General features: G+C 29.6%; 18 protein-coding genes and 2 pseudogenes. 5 read left to right on the top strand and 15 right to left on the bottom strand.

The window, feature by feature from the left end:
- From AC5YGB_RS01705 to AC5YGB_RS01695, 3 genes and pseudogenes are all read right to left on the bottom strand, one after another.
- On the bottom strand, positions 1-1,107 hold the full coding sequence (locus AC5YGB_RS01705; protein ID WP_496137560.1) for an aminotransferase class I/II-fold pyridoxal phosphate-dependent enzyme: 1,107 nt from the start codon (positions 1,105-1,107) through the stop codon (positions 1-3).
- 331 nt (positions 1,108-1,438) lie between these two features.
- Positions 1,439-3,195 (bottom strand): annotated as a pseudogene (locus AC5YGB_RS01700) (LIC12162 family transferase).
- Between the two features lie 161 nt (positions 3,196-3,356).
- Positions 3,357-4,210, bottom strand: a pseudogene (locus tag AC5YGB_RS01695) (class I SAM-dependent methyltransferase).
- A gap of 202 nt (positions 4,211-4,412) precedes the next feature.
- Here AC5YGB_RS01695 and rfaD point away from each other — a divergent pair.
- From rfaD to AC5YGB_RS01675, 4 genes are all read left to right on the top strand, one after another.
- Positions 4,413-5,414 carry an ADP-glyceromanno-heptose 6-epimerase gene (rfaD, locus tag AC5YGB_RS01690; protein WP_496137559.1) on the top strand — a complete coding sequence of 334 codons (1,002 nt, stop codon included), beginning with the start codon at positions 4,413-4,415 and terminating at the stop codon, positions 5,412-5,414.
- Positions 5,411-6,838 (top strand): D-glycero-beta-D-manno-heptose-7-phosphate kinase, encoded by a 1,428-nt coding sequence (gene rfaE1 / locus AC5YGB_RS01685; RefSeq protein WP_496137558.1) that lies wholly within the window; start codon positions 5,411-5,413, stop codon positions 6,836-6,838. The genes rfaD and rfaE1 overlap by 4 nt, the downstream gene beginning before the upstream one ends.
- A 149-nt stretch (positions 6,839-6,987) precedes the next feature.
- Positions 6,988-7,974 (top strand): glycosyltransferase, encoded by a 987-nt coding sequence (locus AC5YGB_RS01680; protein WP_496137557.1) that lies wholly within the window; start codon positions 6,988-6,990, stop codon positions 7,972-7,974.
- Positions 7,967-8,923 carry a glycosyltransferase family 9 protein gene (locus AC5YGB_RS01675; protein ID WP_496137556.1) on the top strand — a complete coding sequence of 319 codons (957 nt, stop codon included), beginning with the start codon at positions 7,967-7,969 and terminating at the stop codon, positions 8,921-8,923. Before AC5YGB_RS01680 ends, AC5YGB_RS01675 begins: the two co-directional genes overlap by 8 nt.
- 58 nt (positions 8,924-8,981) lie before the next feature.
- Here AC5YGB_RS01675 and AC5YGB_RS01670 read toward each other — a convergent pair whose 3' ends face one another.
- Genes AC5YGB_RS01670 through AC5YGB_RS01620 form a run of 11 tightly spaced genes read right to left on the bottom strand, consistent with a single transcriptional unit; the run spans position 8,982 to position 17,058 of the window.
- Positions 8,982-10,196 (bottom strand): O-antigen ligase family protein, encoded by a 1,215-nt coding sequence (locus tag AC5YGB_RS01670; protein WP_496137555.1) that lies wholly within the window; start codon positions 10,194-10,196, stop codon positions 8,982-8,984.
- Positions 10,197-10,223: 27 nt separating this feature from the next.
- A complete protein-coding gene (locus AC5YGB_RS01665; RefSeq protein ID WP_496137554.1) occupies positions 10,224-11,078 on the bottom strand; it encodes a glycosyltransferase family 9 protein in 855 nt (284 codons plus the stop codon).
- Positions 11,078-11,896, bottom strand: a complete 819-nt coding sequence (locus AC5YGB_RS01660; protein WP_496137553.1) for a hypothetical protein — start codon at positions 11,894-11,896, stop codon at positions 11,078-11,080. The genes AC5YGB_RS01665 and AC5YGB_RS01660 overlap by 1 nt, the downstream gene beginning before the upstream one ends.
- Positions 11,897-11,898: 2 nt before the next feature.
- The gene (locus AC5YGB_RS01655) at positions 11,899-12,138 is read right to left on the bottom strand and encodes a TylF/MycF/NovP-related O-methyltransferase (protein ID WP_496138000.1); all 240 of its coding nucleotides are present in this window, start codon (positions 12,136-12,138) and stop codon (positions 11,899-11,901) included.
- Complete coding sequence (locus AC5YGB_RS01650; protein WP_496137552.1) at positions 12,111-12,629, bottom strand: TylF/MycF/NovP-related O-methyltransferase; 519 nt, start codon at positions 12,627-12,629, stop codon at positions 12,111-12,113. Before AC5YGB_RS01650 ends, AC5YGB_RS01655 begins: the two co-directional genes overlap by 28 nt.
- 9 nt (positions 12,630-12,638) lie before the next feature.
- A complete protein-coding gene (locus AC5YGB_RS01645; RefSeq protein WP_496137551.1) occupies positions 12,639-13,139 on the bottom strand; it encodes a methyltransferase domain-containing protein in 501 nt (166 codons plus the stop codon).
- A complete protein-coding gene (locus tag AC5YGB_RS01640; protein WP_496137550.1) occupies positions 13,136-13,480 on the bottom strand; it encodes a glycosyltransferase family 9 protein in 345 nt (114 codons plus the stop codon). Before AC5YGB_RS01640 ends, AC5YGB_RS01645 begins: the two co-directional genes overlap by 4 nt.
- Positions 13,481-13,529: 49 nt before the next feature.
- Positions 13,530-14,186: a glycosyltransferase family 9 protein gene (locus AC5YGB_RS01635; RefSeq protein ID WP_496137549.1), complete on the bottom strand. Its 657-nt coding sequence runs from the start codon at positions 14,184-14,186 to the stop codon at positions 13,530-13,532.
- Between the two features lie 7 nt (positions 14,187-14,193).
- Positions 14,194-15,282, bottom strand: a complete 1,089-nt coding sequence (locus tag AC5YGB_RS01630; RefSeq protein WP_496137548.1) for a glycosyltransferase — start codon at positions 15,280-15,282, stop codon at positions 14,194-14,196.
- Complete coding sequence (gene rfaQ, locus AC5YGB_RS01625) at positions 15,266-16,348, bottom strand: putative lipopolysaccharide heptosyltransferase III (protein ID WP_496137547.1); 1,083 nt, start codon at positions 16,346-16,348, stop codon at positions 15,266-15,268. Before rfaQ ends, AC5YGB_RS01630 begins: the two co-directional genes overlap by 17 nt.
- Before the next feature lie 5 nt (positions 16,349-16,353).
- Complete coding sequence (locus tag AC5YGB_RS01620) at positions 16,354-17,058, bottom strand: glycosyltransferase (protein ID WP_496137546.1); 705 nt, start codon at positions 17,056-17,058, stop codon at positions 16,354-16,356.
- Positions 17,059-17,106: 48 nt separating this feature from the next.
- Between AC5YGB_RS01620 and gmhB the strand changes: the two genes are divergently transcribed.
- Complete coding sequence (gene gmhB, locus AC5YGB_RS01615; RefSeq protein ID WP_496137545.1) at positions 17,107-17,634, top strand: D-glycero-beta-D-manno-heptose 1,7-bisphosphate 7-phosphatase; 528 nt, start codon at positions 17,107-17,109, stop codon at positions 17,632-17,634.
- Here the strand turns inward: gmhB and AC5YGB_RS01610 are convergent.
- Positions 17,631-18,638, bottom strand: coding sequence for a GDP-mannose 4,6-dehydratase (locus tag AC5YGB_RS01610; RefSeq protein ID WP_496137544.1), 1,008 nt, complete (start codon positions 18,636-18,638; stop codon positions 17,631-17,633). The two genes, gmhB and AC5YGB_RS01610, sit on opposite strands and share 4 nt — an antisense overlap.
- Positions 18,639-18,641 lie beyond the last annotated feature (3 nt).

The following is an 18,641-nucleotide window of genomic DNA, read 5'->3' as shown; positions in this document are numbered from 1 at the left end:
TTAATCTTGCTCCGTTTTTTTTATTACATTAGTAATAGACTCTATTATCGGCTTAAACTTTTCTTTAGTAGTTGTTGAAAATCGACTATAACCCTGTAAACAAGTATTATTGAAGTCTTTACGATAATAAACTTTTCCTTCTAAAATCTTATGAATATCTTCTGCATACTTTCCAAACCTTACATGTACAAAATTACCATAGCTTTCATAAGATGAAAGTCCTAATTCCTTCATAGAGTCCTGGAAAAAAATTTTACCTAAATTAATTCTATCTACAGATTTCAACATATCTTTTTCATGATCCATTAGTATTTCAATTGCCTTAGCAGAAACATTGCCTATCTCGTACATTGGTCTTTGTTTATGAAGTAAAGCTATTAACTCTTTATTTGCCAATGCATACCCTACTCTAAGGCCAGCTGCTCCCCATGCCTTGCTAAAACTTCTGACAACTACTAAATTCTCACACTCATAAATCCATGGTACAGCAGTCTCTTTATATAATGGATGATAAGCCTCATCTATAAGCATTAATGCCCCAATATTCGAAGCTGCATCAACAATTTTTCTTAGATCTAAATTGGAAAAAACTGTACCAGTAGGGCTATCAGGATTGGGCAAACAGACCATTTTTGGCTTTATTTCGTTGATTGCATTAATAACCCTATTAACTTGAAGAATAGGACCATCTTTAGATTTTTCATAATCTAGCCATTTGACTTTAGCACCATACACTTTCGAATAGACTTCATACATTGCAAAAGTAGGTCGGGATGCAATAATTCGATCTCCTGAATGAATGCAAGATTCAAAGCAAGCTCGAATAGCGCCATCAGAACCAGCAGTCAAAAGCACATTTTCTGGAAGCACTGCTGAAAATTTTGCAATTTTCCCATAAAGTATATCAAGCTCTGGATAGCTATATACAGCTTCAAATGAAATTTTTGACAAAGATTGTGAAACTATTTTATTCATTTCTGGATCAGCACACTCATTCTTATCCAGCCAATCCATATTAATCGATCTATGTTGTTGATTAATCCAGTTGGGTCGGTTTAAATCTTCACTTAAAATATCTTTTCGAATTATATTTAGGCGCTTAGACATAGAAACTTCTCAGATTCGATATATTTATTTTTCATAACTTTATATTTATTGGTATGTAATTTTCTATTGCTCTATGCTTTCATTCTCTGGTCTAAAGTTAATAAATTAGCAATTTATTTAACTCTAAAAAATCTTAACTTATAAATAACTCATCACCAAAAAGCTATAAAAAATTCTACTAGAAAAGCCAGGAGATTAAAAAAAATTAATGCTGCAATTATAATTTAATTAATGGTGCAAAAATCAAAAAAATCTTTTATAACATAAGAAATACTTAGAAGAAAATATACTTATCAAAAATTATATAACAATCATAATTGATGATGAAAATTTAGATTTTATTTATAAAACTACGAAATTCACTCAATGAACTATCGCTAACTCTTGAATATCTTTGACAGAATTTGAATCTTGCACTTTGAACCTGCTCAGAAAACCACCAAGAATCAATATTATCCCAAATTTCAGTAACTTTTTTTGCAGCGCTTTGAGGCGTCTTATGAAAAATACCAGCATCTTTAAGTAACTTAAAATATGGCATAGCATCTTGATCTAATTCCCAATATTTCTCGTCCCAAAAGATAATTGTTGGCATGTTCCATGAAAGAGTCTCAAGATAACTTGTTGCATTATATGTTGAAATACAAATCCTCGAATTCTTTAATAATTTTCTGATTGATTTATCCCCTGAATCTATTTTAATATCTGAAAATTCATTTTCCCATCGAAGCTTCTGATCCCATCCATTATCATTTTTTGCAAGTCTAACCAATATCTTTTGTTGCATTAAATGTGGAAGAGCCCTTATAAAATTAAACTGATCAGTGAAATATGAAATTAATTGACTTGAAATTGGAGCTGCATATAGATGGTAACTATAACGTGGTATTGTTAAACCAACCATGATAGCATCACCTTTTGGATTATATTTTAATTTATTGTTTAGGAGCTTTATATTTGCAAATGGCTTAATTTTAGAATTATTTGGATTGCTCCAGCCCCAAGAAAGAAAGTTATCTGAAATTTTAATCTGATGTTCTTCGAAAAAAGCAAATTTTGTCAAACCAAAATGACCCCCATGTTGTCCAATGATGAGTGACACATTATTTTCAGTTTTTTTGCAGCCCAAGCTTTAAATACTTCATCACCTAAATATGCATTACTAGTAAAGATAGCTTTAGGATTTACAGGCCATTTTAAATTATTAATATTTTGACCTAATAATGCATATCCCTCCAAGTAGGATATAGGTAAATGCTGAGGAATAAGCTGACAGGCAATTTTAATAAACTGATCTTCTGAGTTAATTCCCTCCATAACCCAATTTCTTTTATTCAAATCAACCTCTGGATAATCTATTTTTGGGCTAAACCATAATGAAGGAAATTGATTTAATTGAAGCTGTAATTTAAACTGAGTTAATAAAGGAATGTAGGATGAAATAAAAAAGTAGTCTTCCTTTCTTGTTAATAAGCTACTTAATTTAGATAGTAAAATTTTTAATTTATCTTTTAATTTACTATAAAAAGGTTTTTTGTTAGTCAATGAAGAATCACTTAACTCGACATTAACAGAATTAATATTCATTTTATTTTCAGAAATATTTTGAATTAACTGACCAAAAATAACCTCATTCCATTTGTCATCAATAAATAAACTTTCAAAGTCTTTCATATCTTCAGCAATAACGCTAGGATTGTTAGTTAAAATATAGCATGAATCAATATCAAATTCTTCAAAAGAAAGATTTAACGAACTCCAACGATCAAATAAGGCTTGCGTAAAATAACCGAGCCATGGTCCAATTAAAATTCTCCAATATCGTATTGAATAGTTTTTTTTATGAATTCTATTAAGTTGTTTCGATAAATCATTAAGAAGTACTTCATGAAGTTCTTGTAAGTAACTGTAATCATTTATTAATTTTTTCCTGTCATCCCAGTGATACTTTAATGTTTCTGAATCTAACTTAATCCAACTCTTCTTTCTAGAAAAACGCTTACACCATTCACCAAGAAAAAGAATGGGCTTATTTTTGGGCCATGTTCGCTCATCAGCTGTTGAAACGAGACAATATCTTTTAATCATAAAATTTCAAAATAAATTATTATTTATATTAGTAATACTAGTTATGCATTGAAAACTGTTAAGAATTTTAAATAAGGTATTAGTAGTAATTTTCATATTATATTTTGATAAATATTTTCATAGTGATTTAATAAATCATTTTATATTCTCAGGCTATTTTATTATGGATTAGATACTCCAAGGATTATCGTGTCAGTCTTACCAACTTGAGCTAACAATCTTTCATATTCAAAATTGAGCTCATCACTATCCAAATAGCTCCAGAGTTTATGACCTCCAGGCTTTCCTTTTGCCATCCAATACAAATGATTTGATATTGGATATCTTTGAATATGTTTTATCCAATTAAGCTTAAGTCCTGACTGTTTAACAAATTCAGTCATTGTTTTTTTATTAAATAGAAATAGATGCTGGGACCAATAGCTAAAATTTTGGAAGTCATTATTTTCATAAAGTGTAAGAAGTGCATCATTACTATTTGGAACCTCAATAATTATTTCACCCTGATCAGTTAGAAGTTTAGACAACTCTAGAATCACTCTTTTGGGATCTGGAAGATGTTCGAATACATGAAATGAAGTTATTACATCGTATCTTAATCCTTCTTTTTGTGCTTTTAAAATATTAGAAAAGACTTTAAGGCCACGTTCTTTAAATGAAGACTGTAAAGCAATTTCCAGTTCAACGCCTAAAGCTTTTTTAGCAGATTGTTTAGCTATTTCTATAAAACCACCTGCACCACAGCCAAAGTCAAGTAGTGCTTATTCTTAATTTTATCCTTAACAAATTTATAACGTCGATCATCATCTTCCTTGCATTCTTTAAGCCATTTTTTAATGTTTATTTCTTCTTCATGCATTCCAGATCCCTCATAATGTCCGTCTCTTATATGATTAGATGATGATAGATAAACAAGCTCACAATCTATGCATTCCAATATATCAATACTTGAATCATCGCGAACAGATCCAGATCGTTTAAAAAAATTTTCGCTATTACACAAATAACAACTCATATGAATCATCCTATATATTATTAATTCGTCTATTAAAAAAATAATCTTGCTAAGAAGCAATCTTAAAAAAATATTCACTAATAGCAGTCAAACAGCAATTATAAGTTTATTGGAACTTTTGAAACTCCTTATGGTGCACTATTATCTATGAATGTTAATTAATGATGCTTTATAATTGAAATAAAAAAATCTTTAGAGAATAATGCACAACAATATAAATTTCAATCATAAAACTATCCTAATAACAGGAGGTGCTGGTTTTATTGGAAGTAATCTTGCTTTTTATTTTCAAAAAAACTTCCCTGAATCGAAAATTATTATTTATGACTGTTTTAGGAGTGGTGAAACTTTTCCTAATGGAAATTTAAAAAGTTTTGGGCATTTCAAAAATTTGATTAACTTTAAGGGTGAAGTAATATGTGGAAATATTAATAATAGAAATGACCTAGACTTACTAAATGATTACAAGATTGATTACATTTTTCATCAAGCTGCAATTTCAGATACGCGTGTTTATGATCAAGAAATAGTCATCAAAACTAATGTGAACTCATTTATTGATTTATTAGAAATTGCGAAAAAAAATCATGCAATAATGGTTTATGCTAGTTCTGCAGCAACTTATGGCAACCAACCCTCGCCTCAAACGGTTGGTAAAGAATGCCCAGAAAACCCTTATGCCTTTAGTAAATATTTAATGGATCAAATTGCCTATCGATATATAACTGAAAATGCTGAAATGATAATTGTAGGTTTAAAATACTTTAATGTATATGGGTCACGTGAGTTTTACAAAGGTAAGACTTCATCACTAATAATTCAAATTGGGCATCAAATTTTGGACGGTAAAGCACCAAGGTTATTTGAAAGGTCAGATAAAATTTTTCGTGACTTTATTAATATTGAAGATGTTATTCAAGCAAATATTAAAGCTTGTAAACCAAAAGAAAATGGCATATATAATGTAGGTACTGGAATCCCAAGAACCTTCCAAGATATCTCTGATATCTTACAAAAAGAATTAGATACTGATTTAGGTAATGAATATATACCTAATCCATATAACGACTATCAAGTTCATACCCAAGCTAATATTATCAAAACACAAGTAAATCTTGGTTTCAGGCCAGCTGTGACTTTGGAACAAGGAATTAAAACATATATCCCCGAAATTAAAATCCTTCATGGCGAGTATTCTTCGTGATTCATTTAAAAGGTAAATCGCCAAATATACTAGTTATTGGTGATCTGATAGTTGATCAATATTTATGGGGCTCCTGTGAACGTATTTCACCTGAAGCACCTGTTCAGGTTGTCAATATCAATAACGAAAGTATATTGCTTGGTGGTGCAGGCAATGTAATAAACAATCTTCAGGCTCTTGGCGCTCGGGTAGAAATGATAAGTGTAGTTGGTGAGTGTGATATTTCTAATGAGCTCACAGGATTATTAGATGATATTGGTGTTGAAACTAAATATCTAATTAAACAACATGATCGGATTACCTCAAAAAAAAGCAGGGTTATTGCATCACAACAACAGGTCATGAGATACGATAGAGAAGGATCTGACGAAATCAGTAATAAATCTCAAAAAGAAATTTTAAATACCTTTAAAAATATTCTTAAAGATTTCGATATTATCTTATTATCAGATTATGGCAAAGGAGTTTTAACCAAAGAATTAACTAAATCTTTAATTTCTATTGCCAATGATATTGGTAAAAAAGTCTTAATTGATCCAAAAGGCTCAGATTATTCCAAGTATAAAGGGGCTTTTCTGCTTACCCCCAATATAAAAGAAGCTAGTGAAGCTACTAGAATACACATTAGTAATACTGCTAGTCTTACTGAAGCCATAATGCATTTAAAAGTTAAATGTGATTTAACTATTTCACTTATCACACTGAGTGACAAGGGAGTGGCTGTTTTCGATGATAAGTTTCGAATTCACCCTGCTTATACAAGAGAAGTTTTTGATGTCACTGGTGCAGGAGATACAGTTCTAGCATCCCTAGGATTTGCATTAGCCTGTGATTTAAATATCGATGAAGCAATAGAGTTTTCAAACAGTGCCGCAGGTGTCGTTGTTGGAAAGATTGGAAGTTCTACAGCAACTATAGATGAAATTATAGAGTATGAATTAAGCAATAATAAAACTGACGGAAAAAAACGCATTAAAACTACTTCTGAGGTAATTAAAATATGTGAAGAGCTAAAAAATAGAGGGAAAAGAATTGTATTCACAAATGGGTGCTTTGACCTCCTTCATGCTGGACATGTAAGGTATCTTGAAACTGCTAAAGATTTTGGAGATATTTTAATAATTGGACTCAATTCTGACAGATCAGTAACTGAACTTAAGGGGCTAACACGCCCTATTAATACAGAACAAGATAGAGCATACTTATTGTCAGCGCTGGCTGCAGTTGACTATGTCGTAATCTTTGATGAAGATACTCCCTTCAAATTAATAAAATCAATTAAACCTCATATTTTAGTTAAAGGAGGAGACTATAAAGGCAAAAAAGTAATAGGGGAGGAATTTGCTGATGAATTAAAATTAGTTGATTTTGTAGATGGCAAAAGCTCATCTCAGACTATTAATATAATTCAAAAAAACATTTAACTATGAATTTTATCAAATATCCTATAGATTTAAATATTCCAAAAGAACATGAGATTTTAATGGCAAAAAAAAATACTCTAGAGTCTCACTTTTTCAAACAAAATTGAATAAAAAAATATACCTTATCCGCTCAAATTCTACAAAATTTGGTGGAGCTGAAAATTATCTTTATAAGACTATCAAATGCTCTTAAAAGTAAAAAATTAGACCATGAAATAATTCACTCTGTTTTTCCAAAGTTCATCCCATCATGGGCTAGAGCATTATTATTTAATATGCAAGTAAGTTTTTCAAAAAAAGAAAAATTTTACTACTCTTTGGATCGTATAACTTGTCCAGACCTATATAGAGCTGGTGATGGGGTTCATAAAGTATTTATATCTATTGAAAAAAAATCAAAACTAAACTTACTTCATTCAGTTTATTTATATTTAGAGCGTAATTGCTTTAATAATTCTAAATATATAATTGCTAATTCGAATATGGTTAAAAAGCAAATTATAGATACTTATGATGTTAACTCTAATAAGATTAAAGTTATATACAATGGCATTGAATTAAAAAATCTCAATTATCCAAAATCTTTTAACAAGCTCTCTAAAGAATTCTCAATTAAGGAGAGTCACCCAGTTTTAATTTATGTGGGAAATGGATTTAAAAGAAAAGGTGTAGAAGAATTTTTAAAAATTTTTTCCAAACTTAAAACAAAACATATTAAAGCTTTCATAATTGGAAAAGATAAAAATATCAAATACTATAAAAAATTATCTAAAGAGTTAAAAATTCATAGTCAAGTTATTTTCACAGGTCCCAGACTTGATGTTGATGACTTTTATACAGTAGGCGACATCTTTCTCTTTCCAACACATTATGATCCATTTAACGTTATTCTAGAAGCCATGAATTTTGAAAATGTAGTCTTTACAACTAATTCTAATGGTGCAAGTGAAATTTTAGATAAAGATTATATAATGAGTAAACCATATGACACTAAAGTGATTTCATCAATTGATAATTTATTGGCTGATAAAGAAGCCTTAAATAAAGTAAAAATTTATAATAGAAATAAATCGCAGAAGTTCTCAATCAATAAAAATCTAGATAAAACTCTTAAATTAATAAATCAAATTGAATAACGATATTGAAAGAACTTTTAAAGTTTTAATTGAGCTTCCATCTTGGCTTGGAGATTCTGTTATGACAACTCCAGCTATTGAAAATATAATTAATTATTATAATAATATTGATATTACATTTATTGGATCATACTCTTCTATTGAAGTTTTTAGAAAGCATCCCAAGTCATCAAAAACAATTGTTCTTTCTTCAAAAATTAAATCTTTATATGTTTCATATACTGATCTTGGTTTTTTTGATGTTTATTTTTCTTTTAGAAGATCAATAAGAGCGAAACTTACCAAACTAACTATTAAGGCAGAAAAAAAATATCAATTCAATCATAAAAATTATCCTGATCGTCACCAAGTTGAAAAGTATGTAGACTTTGTGAATAATAGCCTTTCTTCAAATTATCCTGCTGGAAATCTAATTAATCACTTTGATACATCCAAGAACAAAAAGTCCTCTCGACTTTTAGGCATTAATCCAGGCGCATCATATGGGAGTGCTAAACGTTGGTATCCAGAACAGTTTGCAAAAATTGCAATAGCTCTATCTGATAAATTTGATATTATTATATTCGGAGGAGATGGAGAGCAAGATTTTGCCCTACAAATTGAAAATTTATTATTAAATAAAAATATTCATAACTATCGAAACCTTGCTGGGAAAACCTCTATCTCTGAATTAAATAATTATATTTCAGATTTAGATATTTTCATAACTGGTGATAGTGGTCCAATGCACTTAGCGGCAAGTCTTAAAGTGCCAACAATAGCAGTATTTGGCCCTACAAATTCTTTGGAAACTTCTCAATGGAAAAATGCAAAAAGTATAATCATTAAGAAGAAATTAGATTGCCAACCATGCATGAAAAGAATCTGCCCATTACATCATCATAATTGTATGAAACTAGTTGAGGCTGAGGAGATAATTAAATCTATCCCTCTTATTGTTCAAACTTAAGTTGAAAACAAACTTTGACAAAACGTTTAGACAGTATACAAATATTAATTTCAATAAATCAATCAATCAAATCTTTTATTAATTCACTCATTCTATATTGTGAAATTAATAAGCCTAATACAAACATTGATAATATAGCATGTTCATGATGAAGCGTAGTATTTACTAATCCTATTAAAAGATTCACCATTACAACGCCTATACTACTGACAACAATCCACTCATTTTCTTCTCTTTTATTTAATTTGATAATTATCCAAATAATATAAAACCAAAACCATACAAAAATAGAAAAAATTAAAATACCGCCACTTGTAAGATAGGAATAGAAAACATTATGTGGATGAGCAGATTTAAGATATAGATTGCTATCAAAAACTCCTTTGTCCGCAATTACATGAGGCTTAATATCATCCATCGTTATTTGACCAAAATTTCCAAACCCTACGCCAAGATATGGGTTTGCTTTATAAGCATAATAACTAAAGTTACGAATCTTAGACCTTTCGTCATCGTCCAGAATACTCTCTTGAGCTTGGATTCTTTCTAATGCCTCTGGTGGATTAAAAACAAATAAAATCCCTATAAATGTAACTAAACTAATAAAAACAATGGTTAAAGATATACTTTTTTTCTTTACCAAAAAATAAAACAAATCAATTAAACTAATTATTATCAGAAGGCCAAATGCAGCCCTACTATCAGTATCAATGATTGATAAAAGCAATGAAGTTGTTATTACAACTAAGGTAATTTTTTGGAATTTTTTTAAATTTTTTAAATTAAATAATAGCAAGGATAGAGAAATGGAGTAAGCTAAAACTAAAAATATAGCACTATGATTGAGATGTCCAACTGAGTGGAGCTCTTTCAATTCGCCTTGGCCAGATATATAACTATATACTAATGCAATAATAGTCCCAATTAAAGCTATTAAAGAAGCTTCAGTTAGCCTTTCTTTTGAAAAGTACGTTCTTGAAAGTACCCATGCTATTAATACAAATCTCAGAATATCCCTATAATTATCTCCAGAAAGCTGATGAGTTATTATTGCATTAATGCTTACTACTATATCTATCAAAATCCACAATAAAAATATAGAATCTATAACCCGCCATTTACCACCCCAGTATTTGTTTTTTTTACAATGGATAGCCCACGAAAGCACAAATAGTAATGCAAATAAGTTTTTAGGAACTTCAAAACTGGGCAAAAAAAACAACAGTCCTAGTAGAAATAAAAATCGAATATCAAATATAGCTAATTTACCCATACTTAAAAAAATCTAATATTAAAATAATTAAAACCTATTTATTACTAAACATGACCCTGTATTTAAAACTACTTCAGGAGTAGTTGTGCTAAAGAATGCTAGTAAATCTTTTTTTAATGCAAGTGCAATGTGCAAAGGACCTGAGTCAGCAGATACAATTAACTCATTTTTCTTTATTAATTTAATAAACTCTAAAGAAGATTGTGGAGTTTTTTCAAAACTGAATCTTTTACATCCAGATCTAAAGAATGACTTATCTGAAGATGCAATTATAATTTTAGGTTGATCATACATTCTTTGAAAATCTGTAATAATAATATCCAAGTGCTTAATTGATAAATTTCGCTTAGGATCTGTAGATTGAGGACATATTAAAATCTTTTGGTAATCATCTTTTAATTTCAGTTTTTTTATTGACCATTTCTTTTCAAATAGTCTTAAGTACTTTCTGACAACCTCATAATGATTAATTACTTCAGGCTTAGCGAAATCTTTGTAGAATAAAAATTTCTTACTAAAACTTATAAAAAAACAGCTGTCAAATCCACTTGACCATGGATTAAACCCAATATCAAACTTTCTTTTTTTTAAAATTTTAACAACTTTAATCATTTGAAATAAATTTCGCTTATTAAATGCTTTACATTCTATACCAGGGAGAAACGCAGTCACATATGGCTTCATTTGTCTAGGGCATAAAATTAAATAATCTTTTTTTGGATAACATTTAATAAACTCTTTGATAACCATCAAATTAATAATAGTATCTCCATAACGAGTAAAAATTGAAAAAAGAATTTTTCTTGATTTGTTAATATCACTTTCAGTTGGAGGGTTAGAAGTTATTTTTTTTGTTTTTTGTTTTAGATAGTAATTAATCATTACCAAATACCTTCTTTTTTCATGTCATTAATGCACTGCTTACAAGCCAAATCCCAGTCAACCAATGGAGTCATTACACCCTCTGTCATGTGTGTTGAAAGCCCTTTTATTGGTGAAACACACAGAGCTTTATTTTTAAAAAAGATTCGCCCATATACTTTTTCACTTAATTTTGAATCACTTGGTCGAATTGATGAAGCTTTAATGTGCTTTTCAAATTTTTTAATGCTACTAGATTGAAGTAATAAAGTATGAGTAGTGTTAGAAATCTGACGCCAATGGCAGTACTTAGACAAAAATATAAAAGAAAGTCGCTTCCATGGAGGCAAATAACGATCGGGATAGTCTGGAGGGTGAATAATGAGTGGAATTTTTGATAGGTCTCCTATAAGCCTATTGATGTAATTTTTCTTTTTCCCAGATGTTTTAGTGTATTGCTCTTTATTGTTAATAAATTCAGATAAGTGATGAAAAGCATATGACGTGTGTAAATAATCATCCTCACACATATAGACCCATTCATCATCTGGAATTCTGAGTGCTATTTCGATTTGTTTTTGTAGAGATTTCGCTGCACTCCCAAGATCATCATTATCAACAATTACATCTTCAAAGGTCTTAAAAAAATTGAGCAACTCTGATGATAAATCATCACCAATAATTGTAATCTGGTATCGGCTACCTTGAAGTGAACGATAAATACTATAAAAGGACACTTTGATAGCTTGTAATTTATTTAGGTTGAATGGCCTTTTAACTTTATGGACTGATTCAACCTTGTCACAAGCCCTGAGGAGAATATTATATTTAATACTCATATTTATAATTTAATCACTATCGCACTACCTGACTTATCTGGAATGATAATTGGTGTCTCCGGCTTATCAAGAAAAAATTCATCTAATGCTTGTCTTGAGCCAAAATATTCATTATTACAATCATGCACTATTAACACGCCACCCCTGACTATTCTTTTATAAAAATACTCTAAACCAGATATTTGTGGATTATATAAATCTGCATCAAGATGGACTAAAGCATAACTATAATTTGGGTTAATATTCTCAGCTGTTTCTGGGAAATAGCCAGGAAAGATTGAACTAGCTTTGAACTACCTATAAAATCTTTCACATTATCCAAAGAAGAGTTCCACCCCCCACTCTTTGCTCTGCTGTTCTCTTTTTCATGATTAATATCACGCTCATCAAAACCATCAAAAGTATCAAATAAAAGTAGCTCTCTATCAGGAAAAGCTTGATGGAAAAGCTTAGCAGTAGTTCCTTTAAAAACACCAACTTCTGCTATTAAGCCATCAATATTATTATTTTTAATATATTCAATTTGATTAAGTAAAAAATACAATCTAACCAGATCACCTTTATCATTACTGGGTGAGTTTTTTATCCAAAACTTATACAAAATATCCCAATTCTCAATCTTTTTTAGCTTAGTATGAAAATCAGGCTTGAAAGACAAGTATAAGTTTGTCTTTAAAGCTATATACTCAGAAAACCTTCTGATAAAAGAACTTATTAATTTATTAAAATGCATTTACTTAAATTACTTTATATTAAAAATAAGAGTACTTGCTCTAAATATAAAACAATATTTTTGTTCATATCTTTTTGGGCTAATTTTAAAAATCAGCCTTGCAGTTATCCCCATCAAACCTCCACCAAATGTCAGTTTTACGTTGTCAATTTTAATTCCTTTTCCAATATAATGAGATGCACTTTCTCTTTCAAAATGATCAAATGAGAAATATGAAAGGTGATGAATATGTGTTGGATCAATCCATGATTTTATTGAACTAAAGTGGGGTGTAATAATTCTAATAGTTGTATTTTTTTTAGATACTCGAACTAATTCTCTAATTATTTTAGGTATGTCATAAAAATGCTCTATAGCATTGTCCACAATGATGCCTGAAATTGAACTATCTTTAAATGGTAATTTTTCCTTTTCTAGATCACAGATATAATCTGCAGCAGCACATTGATACTTATCAATTCCATGATAACCTTCAATTTTTTTATTTCCACATCCAATATTTAATTTCATATTATTTCTTCAATTAAAGAAATTACTTCATTGACTTTAATTAATTTCATAGCCTCTTGCGTACGTTTTTTTTTCGGTTTATCATTTACAAAAAAGCCATTTTTTTGAATACTGAAGTGAATATCGTTATCTTGATAAGCTCCAAACTCTTTACTAGACGTTGGACTAAACAATGATAAAGTCTTAATCTGCATTGAAATTGCCAAATGTAGAATTCCTGTGTCATTTGTTACAAGAAGATTTAGACGTTTTAAAATGGCAGGAAGTTCGACAACTTCTGTTTTACCAACTAAATTATAAATATTTGAAGAATTAATAGCATTCTGAATTTTTAGCATCATCTTTGACTCTATTTTATTTGCCCCAAAAAATACTAAAAAATAGTTTTTACTAAGTAAAGAATAAGCTCAGTTTAATAACATTTTCTACTGGCCATATTTTATAATAATCTTGAGCGCCTATCTGTATTCCAATTATTTTCTTACCATAAGGGATATTTTTTGCAGGCTCTTGGTCATAAAAAAAATCAGAGATAGACATTTCAGTATCAATAATTTTTGGATTGAATGCCCTAACAAGATCAATTTTTTTTTCAATATTATGCTTATTTTTGATTTTTAACTCATTAAAAAAAAGTTCCTTATAAGGGTGGTTGATATTGTCAGAACATTTCAAAATATTTCTGGCTCCACTTAATAATGTGAAAAATATATCTTCTGGTCCATTTGAATGGAGCAACATAATAGTATGAATTTTAGTTACTCTGCATTTTAATATTATTAAAAATAAATTTAGATATCCGCCTGAGTATTTCCAAATTGAATCAACATATTTATAATGGATAAATAGACCTAAGAATTTTTTGTTTACTAAAAATATAATTTTTTGGTTTACAAAACTCTTACTTAAAGTCTTTATAGCTGGCGTAGATAAGATTGTATCCCCAAAACCAGTATTAGAGACAACTAAAACTGTGCCCAACGATTCATCGATTTGTTTTTTTCTTAGAGGAAATAATAATTTATTTACTGAATCTAACAATTTCATAAGGAATTCAATTTATTAGTATTTTGTAGATTTTTAAAATCTTTTGAGTCATAACAAATGATGAGAAATTTTTAATCATATGTTTTCTAGTTATGATTTCATTTTTTTTATCTATAAAGACTGACACACCATTAACTAAGGAATTAAAATTACCTTTTTCAACAAGTTGAAAATTATTATTGTGAATTAAATCTATTGTACTTCCAGCATTAGTTGCAACAACTTGTTTGTTCATAAACAGTCCTTGCATAACTGACTGAGGAACACCTTCTTTCGAGTCTGAACTTAAAACAAGTATATCGAGTGCGCATAGAAACTCAGGTGTATTACTAATATGGCCTAATAGCCTGACACTTGAATGTAAATTTAATTTATGAATTATCTTTTGTATGTTTTCTTTTTGTGGGCCATCTCCTGCAATCATAAAGACAAATTTTTTATCAGGATATTTTGCTTTCAATTGTTTAGCCATTTTTAAAAATAAATCATGGCGTTTAAATTGTCTCAAAACTGCAAGTATTCCAATAACAATTTCATTACCGTTCAAATTAAATTTTCTTCTACACTCTTCAATTTTATAGTTTGCTGGATTGTATAAAGACTCATCAATACCTGTAGGTATAGATAATATCTTATTTTCTTTAATGCGGTTATTTTTAATCATATCCAGTCTTACCTCTTCACCAGTAGTAAAGATATAATCAGCTAGTTCATTAATAAAATTTAATTTTAAAGGATTAATTTTCTGAGATAAATGACGAGTTCTAATAAATTTAATTCCAGAAAATTTTGCAGCTAACCCACCAACCCATGTGTCTTTTCCACTATGGGTATTAACAATATCAATAGAATTTAACTTAATAATCTTTTTAAGAGCTAGTAAAGTTTTTAAATCAGCATTGCCTCTAAATGGAAGTATAAAAACTTTAATATTACTTTCAAGAGCCTTCTTTCTGATGACACTCGATTCTTTACAAGCTAGAAAAACCTCAACACTACTTGAACGCATAGTGTTTATTTCATTGATAATCCTAATTTCTTGACCGCCCCAACCATCTGACCATTCAGTATGCAAAACTCTAATTAACTTGCTCATTTAACATATCCTTTATATTGCTTTTAATTTTTTCAAAATCTAAGCTCATTAAACAATCACTAACTTTACTTCCACTACAGCCATCTTTACCACAAGGCTGACAGGCTCTACTTTCAGAAAATACTCTATGCATTCCCATAACTTGATGACCGTTAATTTCTGTATATCCAGATTCAGTTTTAGTATTATCCCATGGACCCCAATGACATGCTCCACTAGGACCAAAAAAAGCTAACACAGGGATATTATTTGCTGCACTCACATGCATTATTGCTGTATCAACTCCAATAAACATCTTTGCTTTTTTATTTAAAGCTGCAGTTTGCTTTAATGAAAATTTGCCTGCAAAGTTAATTGGTTTTGATTGTGTAAGACTCAGAATATTATTTATTTTGTTAATTTCAAACTTGTCTTTAGAAGCTGTTAATACTATTTTTACTCCAAGTTCCAACTCACAATAATCAATTATTTTGGACATCGTTGAGTCAGAGATACATTTAAATAACCATCGAGAAACTGGATGGATATGAATAAAATTATCAACATTAAATAGCTTTTGATCAATAATTTTTTCATCCTCTTCACTCCAAAAAATTTCAACTGATCTATTGGAAATTGAAAGGTTCAAAGCCTTAAGTGGATCTAAGTTTTGCTCAACAGTATGCCTTAATTTTTGCTCAGGCATTTCATGAGTAATAGATTTCTTAAAAAAGAAGTTATTATTTTTATACCCTAGTCTCAAAGGAGCATTTGAAAACCAAGCAATTAAATTTCCACGATCACCATCAGTTAAATTAATTACAATGTCATAAGAGCTTTTTTTAAAGGATCTAATAAACTCAATCTCTTTCCAAATTCTTATAATTAATGGTAAAGATTTAATACTTACTCTATCATATGCGATAATTTGATTTAAATTTGGGTTGAGTAATAGCATTGACTCAGTTTCTTTATTGACTGTATAGTCAATTTGCGCTTCTGGATATATATTTTTTAAATTTGAAATTAATGGCGTTGTTAGCAAAACATCGCCGATATTACGAAACTTAACCAGAAGAATCTTCATATGTTTTATTTGTTATATTTCCAAAAAGTATATTTTGCATATACTTTTGCAATAATAAATCCATGCCAGCCATCTGTAAAACCTAGCTTAACTATGTATATTTTAAAAAATGTCCAGCAAGGGCTAAATATTGCCTTAAAAATGTTTCTCTTTTTATTGCTTAAATTTGAATATTTTTTTTGTTTTTCTATAAATTCTTCAACATTTTCATAAGCTAAATGAATCATGTGATTTTTTAATTTAGAGACTTTTCCATTTATTTCGACACTTTCATGAACTTCGACTTCATTAAATCTACCTTGAGATTTTTTATATAGCCTTAGACTATAATCTGGAAAAAGTCCGCATGTTTTAATAAATTTACCAAAGAAACAATTTAATCTTGGAACTAGGTAACCATCAGAAGATGGATTTTCAAGGATTCTTAATATCTCCATCTTTAGACTTGGAGTAATTCTCTCATCAGCGTCTAAAACAAAAACCCAATCATGAGTAGCTAGCCTTACTGCTAAATTTTTTTGTTTACCAAACCCCAGCCATTCTTGCTGTTCAACTCTTGCAGAAAGTTTAATAGCAATTGGTATTGTTTCATCAATTGAATAGCTGTCAAGCACTAAAACCTCTTGGGCAAAATTAGCAGATATTATTGCATCTTCAATAAAATTTTCTTCATTTTTTGTTATGATTACAACTGACAGTGCATTACTCATTTAATATATATTAATGTACAATATAATTTATTATACTCGCCCTGTTTTATGGCCATAAAAACTATTTTTCTTGACCGAGATGGTGTAATTAATAAAGAACTCAACTATCTTTACAAAATTCAAGACTTCGAATTTATTAAAGGGGTTTTTGATGCATGTGCTTTTTTTCAAAATTTAAATTACAGCATTATTATTATTTCCAATCAATCTGGAATTGGAAGAGGCCTCTACTCTGAAAAAGATTATCTAAAAATCAATCAATGGATGCTTAATGAATTCTCTTTAAAAAGTATCTCAATATTAGATACTTTTTATTGTCCGCATAAGCCCAATTCAAGTTGTAACTGCAGAAAGCCAAAGCCGGGTATGTTTTTAACAGCCCAAAAGAAATATGATATAGATATGAATCACTCATGGATGATTGGGGATAAAGAAACTGATATAGAGTCTGCCAATCTTGCAGGAATTAAAAATACTGTTTTAGTTAGAAGTGGTCATAAAATTGATGAAATGAATTCAAATTCAAAATTTATAATTGATTCGATTGAGCAATCTAAAGAAATTATTTTAACTTAAACACCATAATAATCTTTATACCATTCAACAAAGTTTGATACTCCTTTTTGAATTGACATTGATGGTTTATAATCAAAGTCTTTAACTAAATCTTCGACGTCAGCATAAGTATCAATGACATCTCCCGGCTGAAGTGGCATTAAATTAATATGGGCTTTAATCTTTAATGATTCCTCAATTGCTTTAATATAGTCAAGAAGTTCTACTGGTGAATTGTTGCCGATATTATAAATACGCCAGGGAGCGGAAGAGGAGCTTGGATCAGGTTTATTGCTATTCCATAACTTATTTGGAGTAGCAGGTTGATCTAAAACCCGAATAATTCCCTCTAAAATATCTTCAATATATGTAAAGTCTCTTCGATGCTTTCCATAATTAAATACTGAAATTTTTTTACCTGATATTATTGATTTTGTAAATTTTTGTAATGCCATATCAGGTCTATCCCATGGACCATATACAGTAAAAAATCTTAGGCCTGTTGTAGGCAAATTATATAGATGGCTATAGCTATGCGCCATAAGCTCATTAGCTTTTTTACTCGCTGCATATAAACTTACAGGATGATCGACATTATCATGAACTGAAAAAGGTACTTTCGTATTTGAACCATAAACAGAGCTACTTGATGCATATACTAGATGCTCAATATGATTATGCCTGCAGCCCTCAAGAATATTCGCAAATCCTAATATATTAGTATTCACATAAGCTAGAGGGTTATCAATTGAGTATCGAACCCCTGCTTGAGCAGCTAAATTAATAACACATTCAAATTGATTTTCATTGAATAGTAATTCAACTGATTCTTTATCTTGAATATCCATTCGAATATGTTTGTAATTTGGGTGTTTAAGGTGGCGATTAAGTCGAGCTTCTTTGAGTAAAGGATCATAATAATCATTATGATTATCAATTCCAATAACTTTATCACCTCTATCAAGTAATCTTATTGATAGTGCTGACCCAATAAAACCAGCTGAACCAGTAATTAAAACTTTCATAGA

Source organism: Candidatus Pseudothioglobus sp. uisw_142 (genome assembly GCF_059512465.1).
This window is presented reverse-complemented; position numbering and strand designations above follow the sequence as displayed.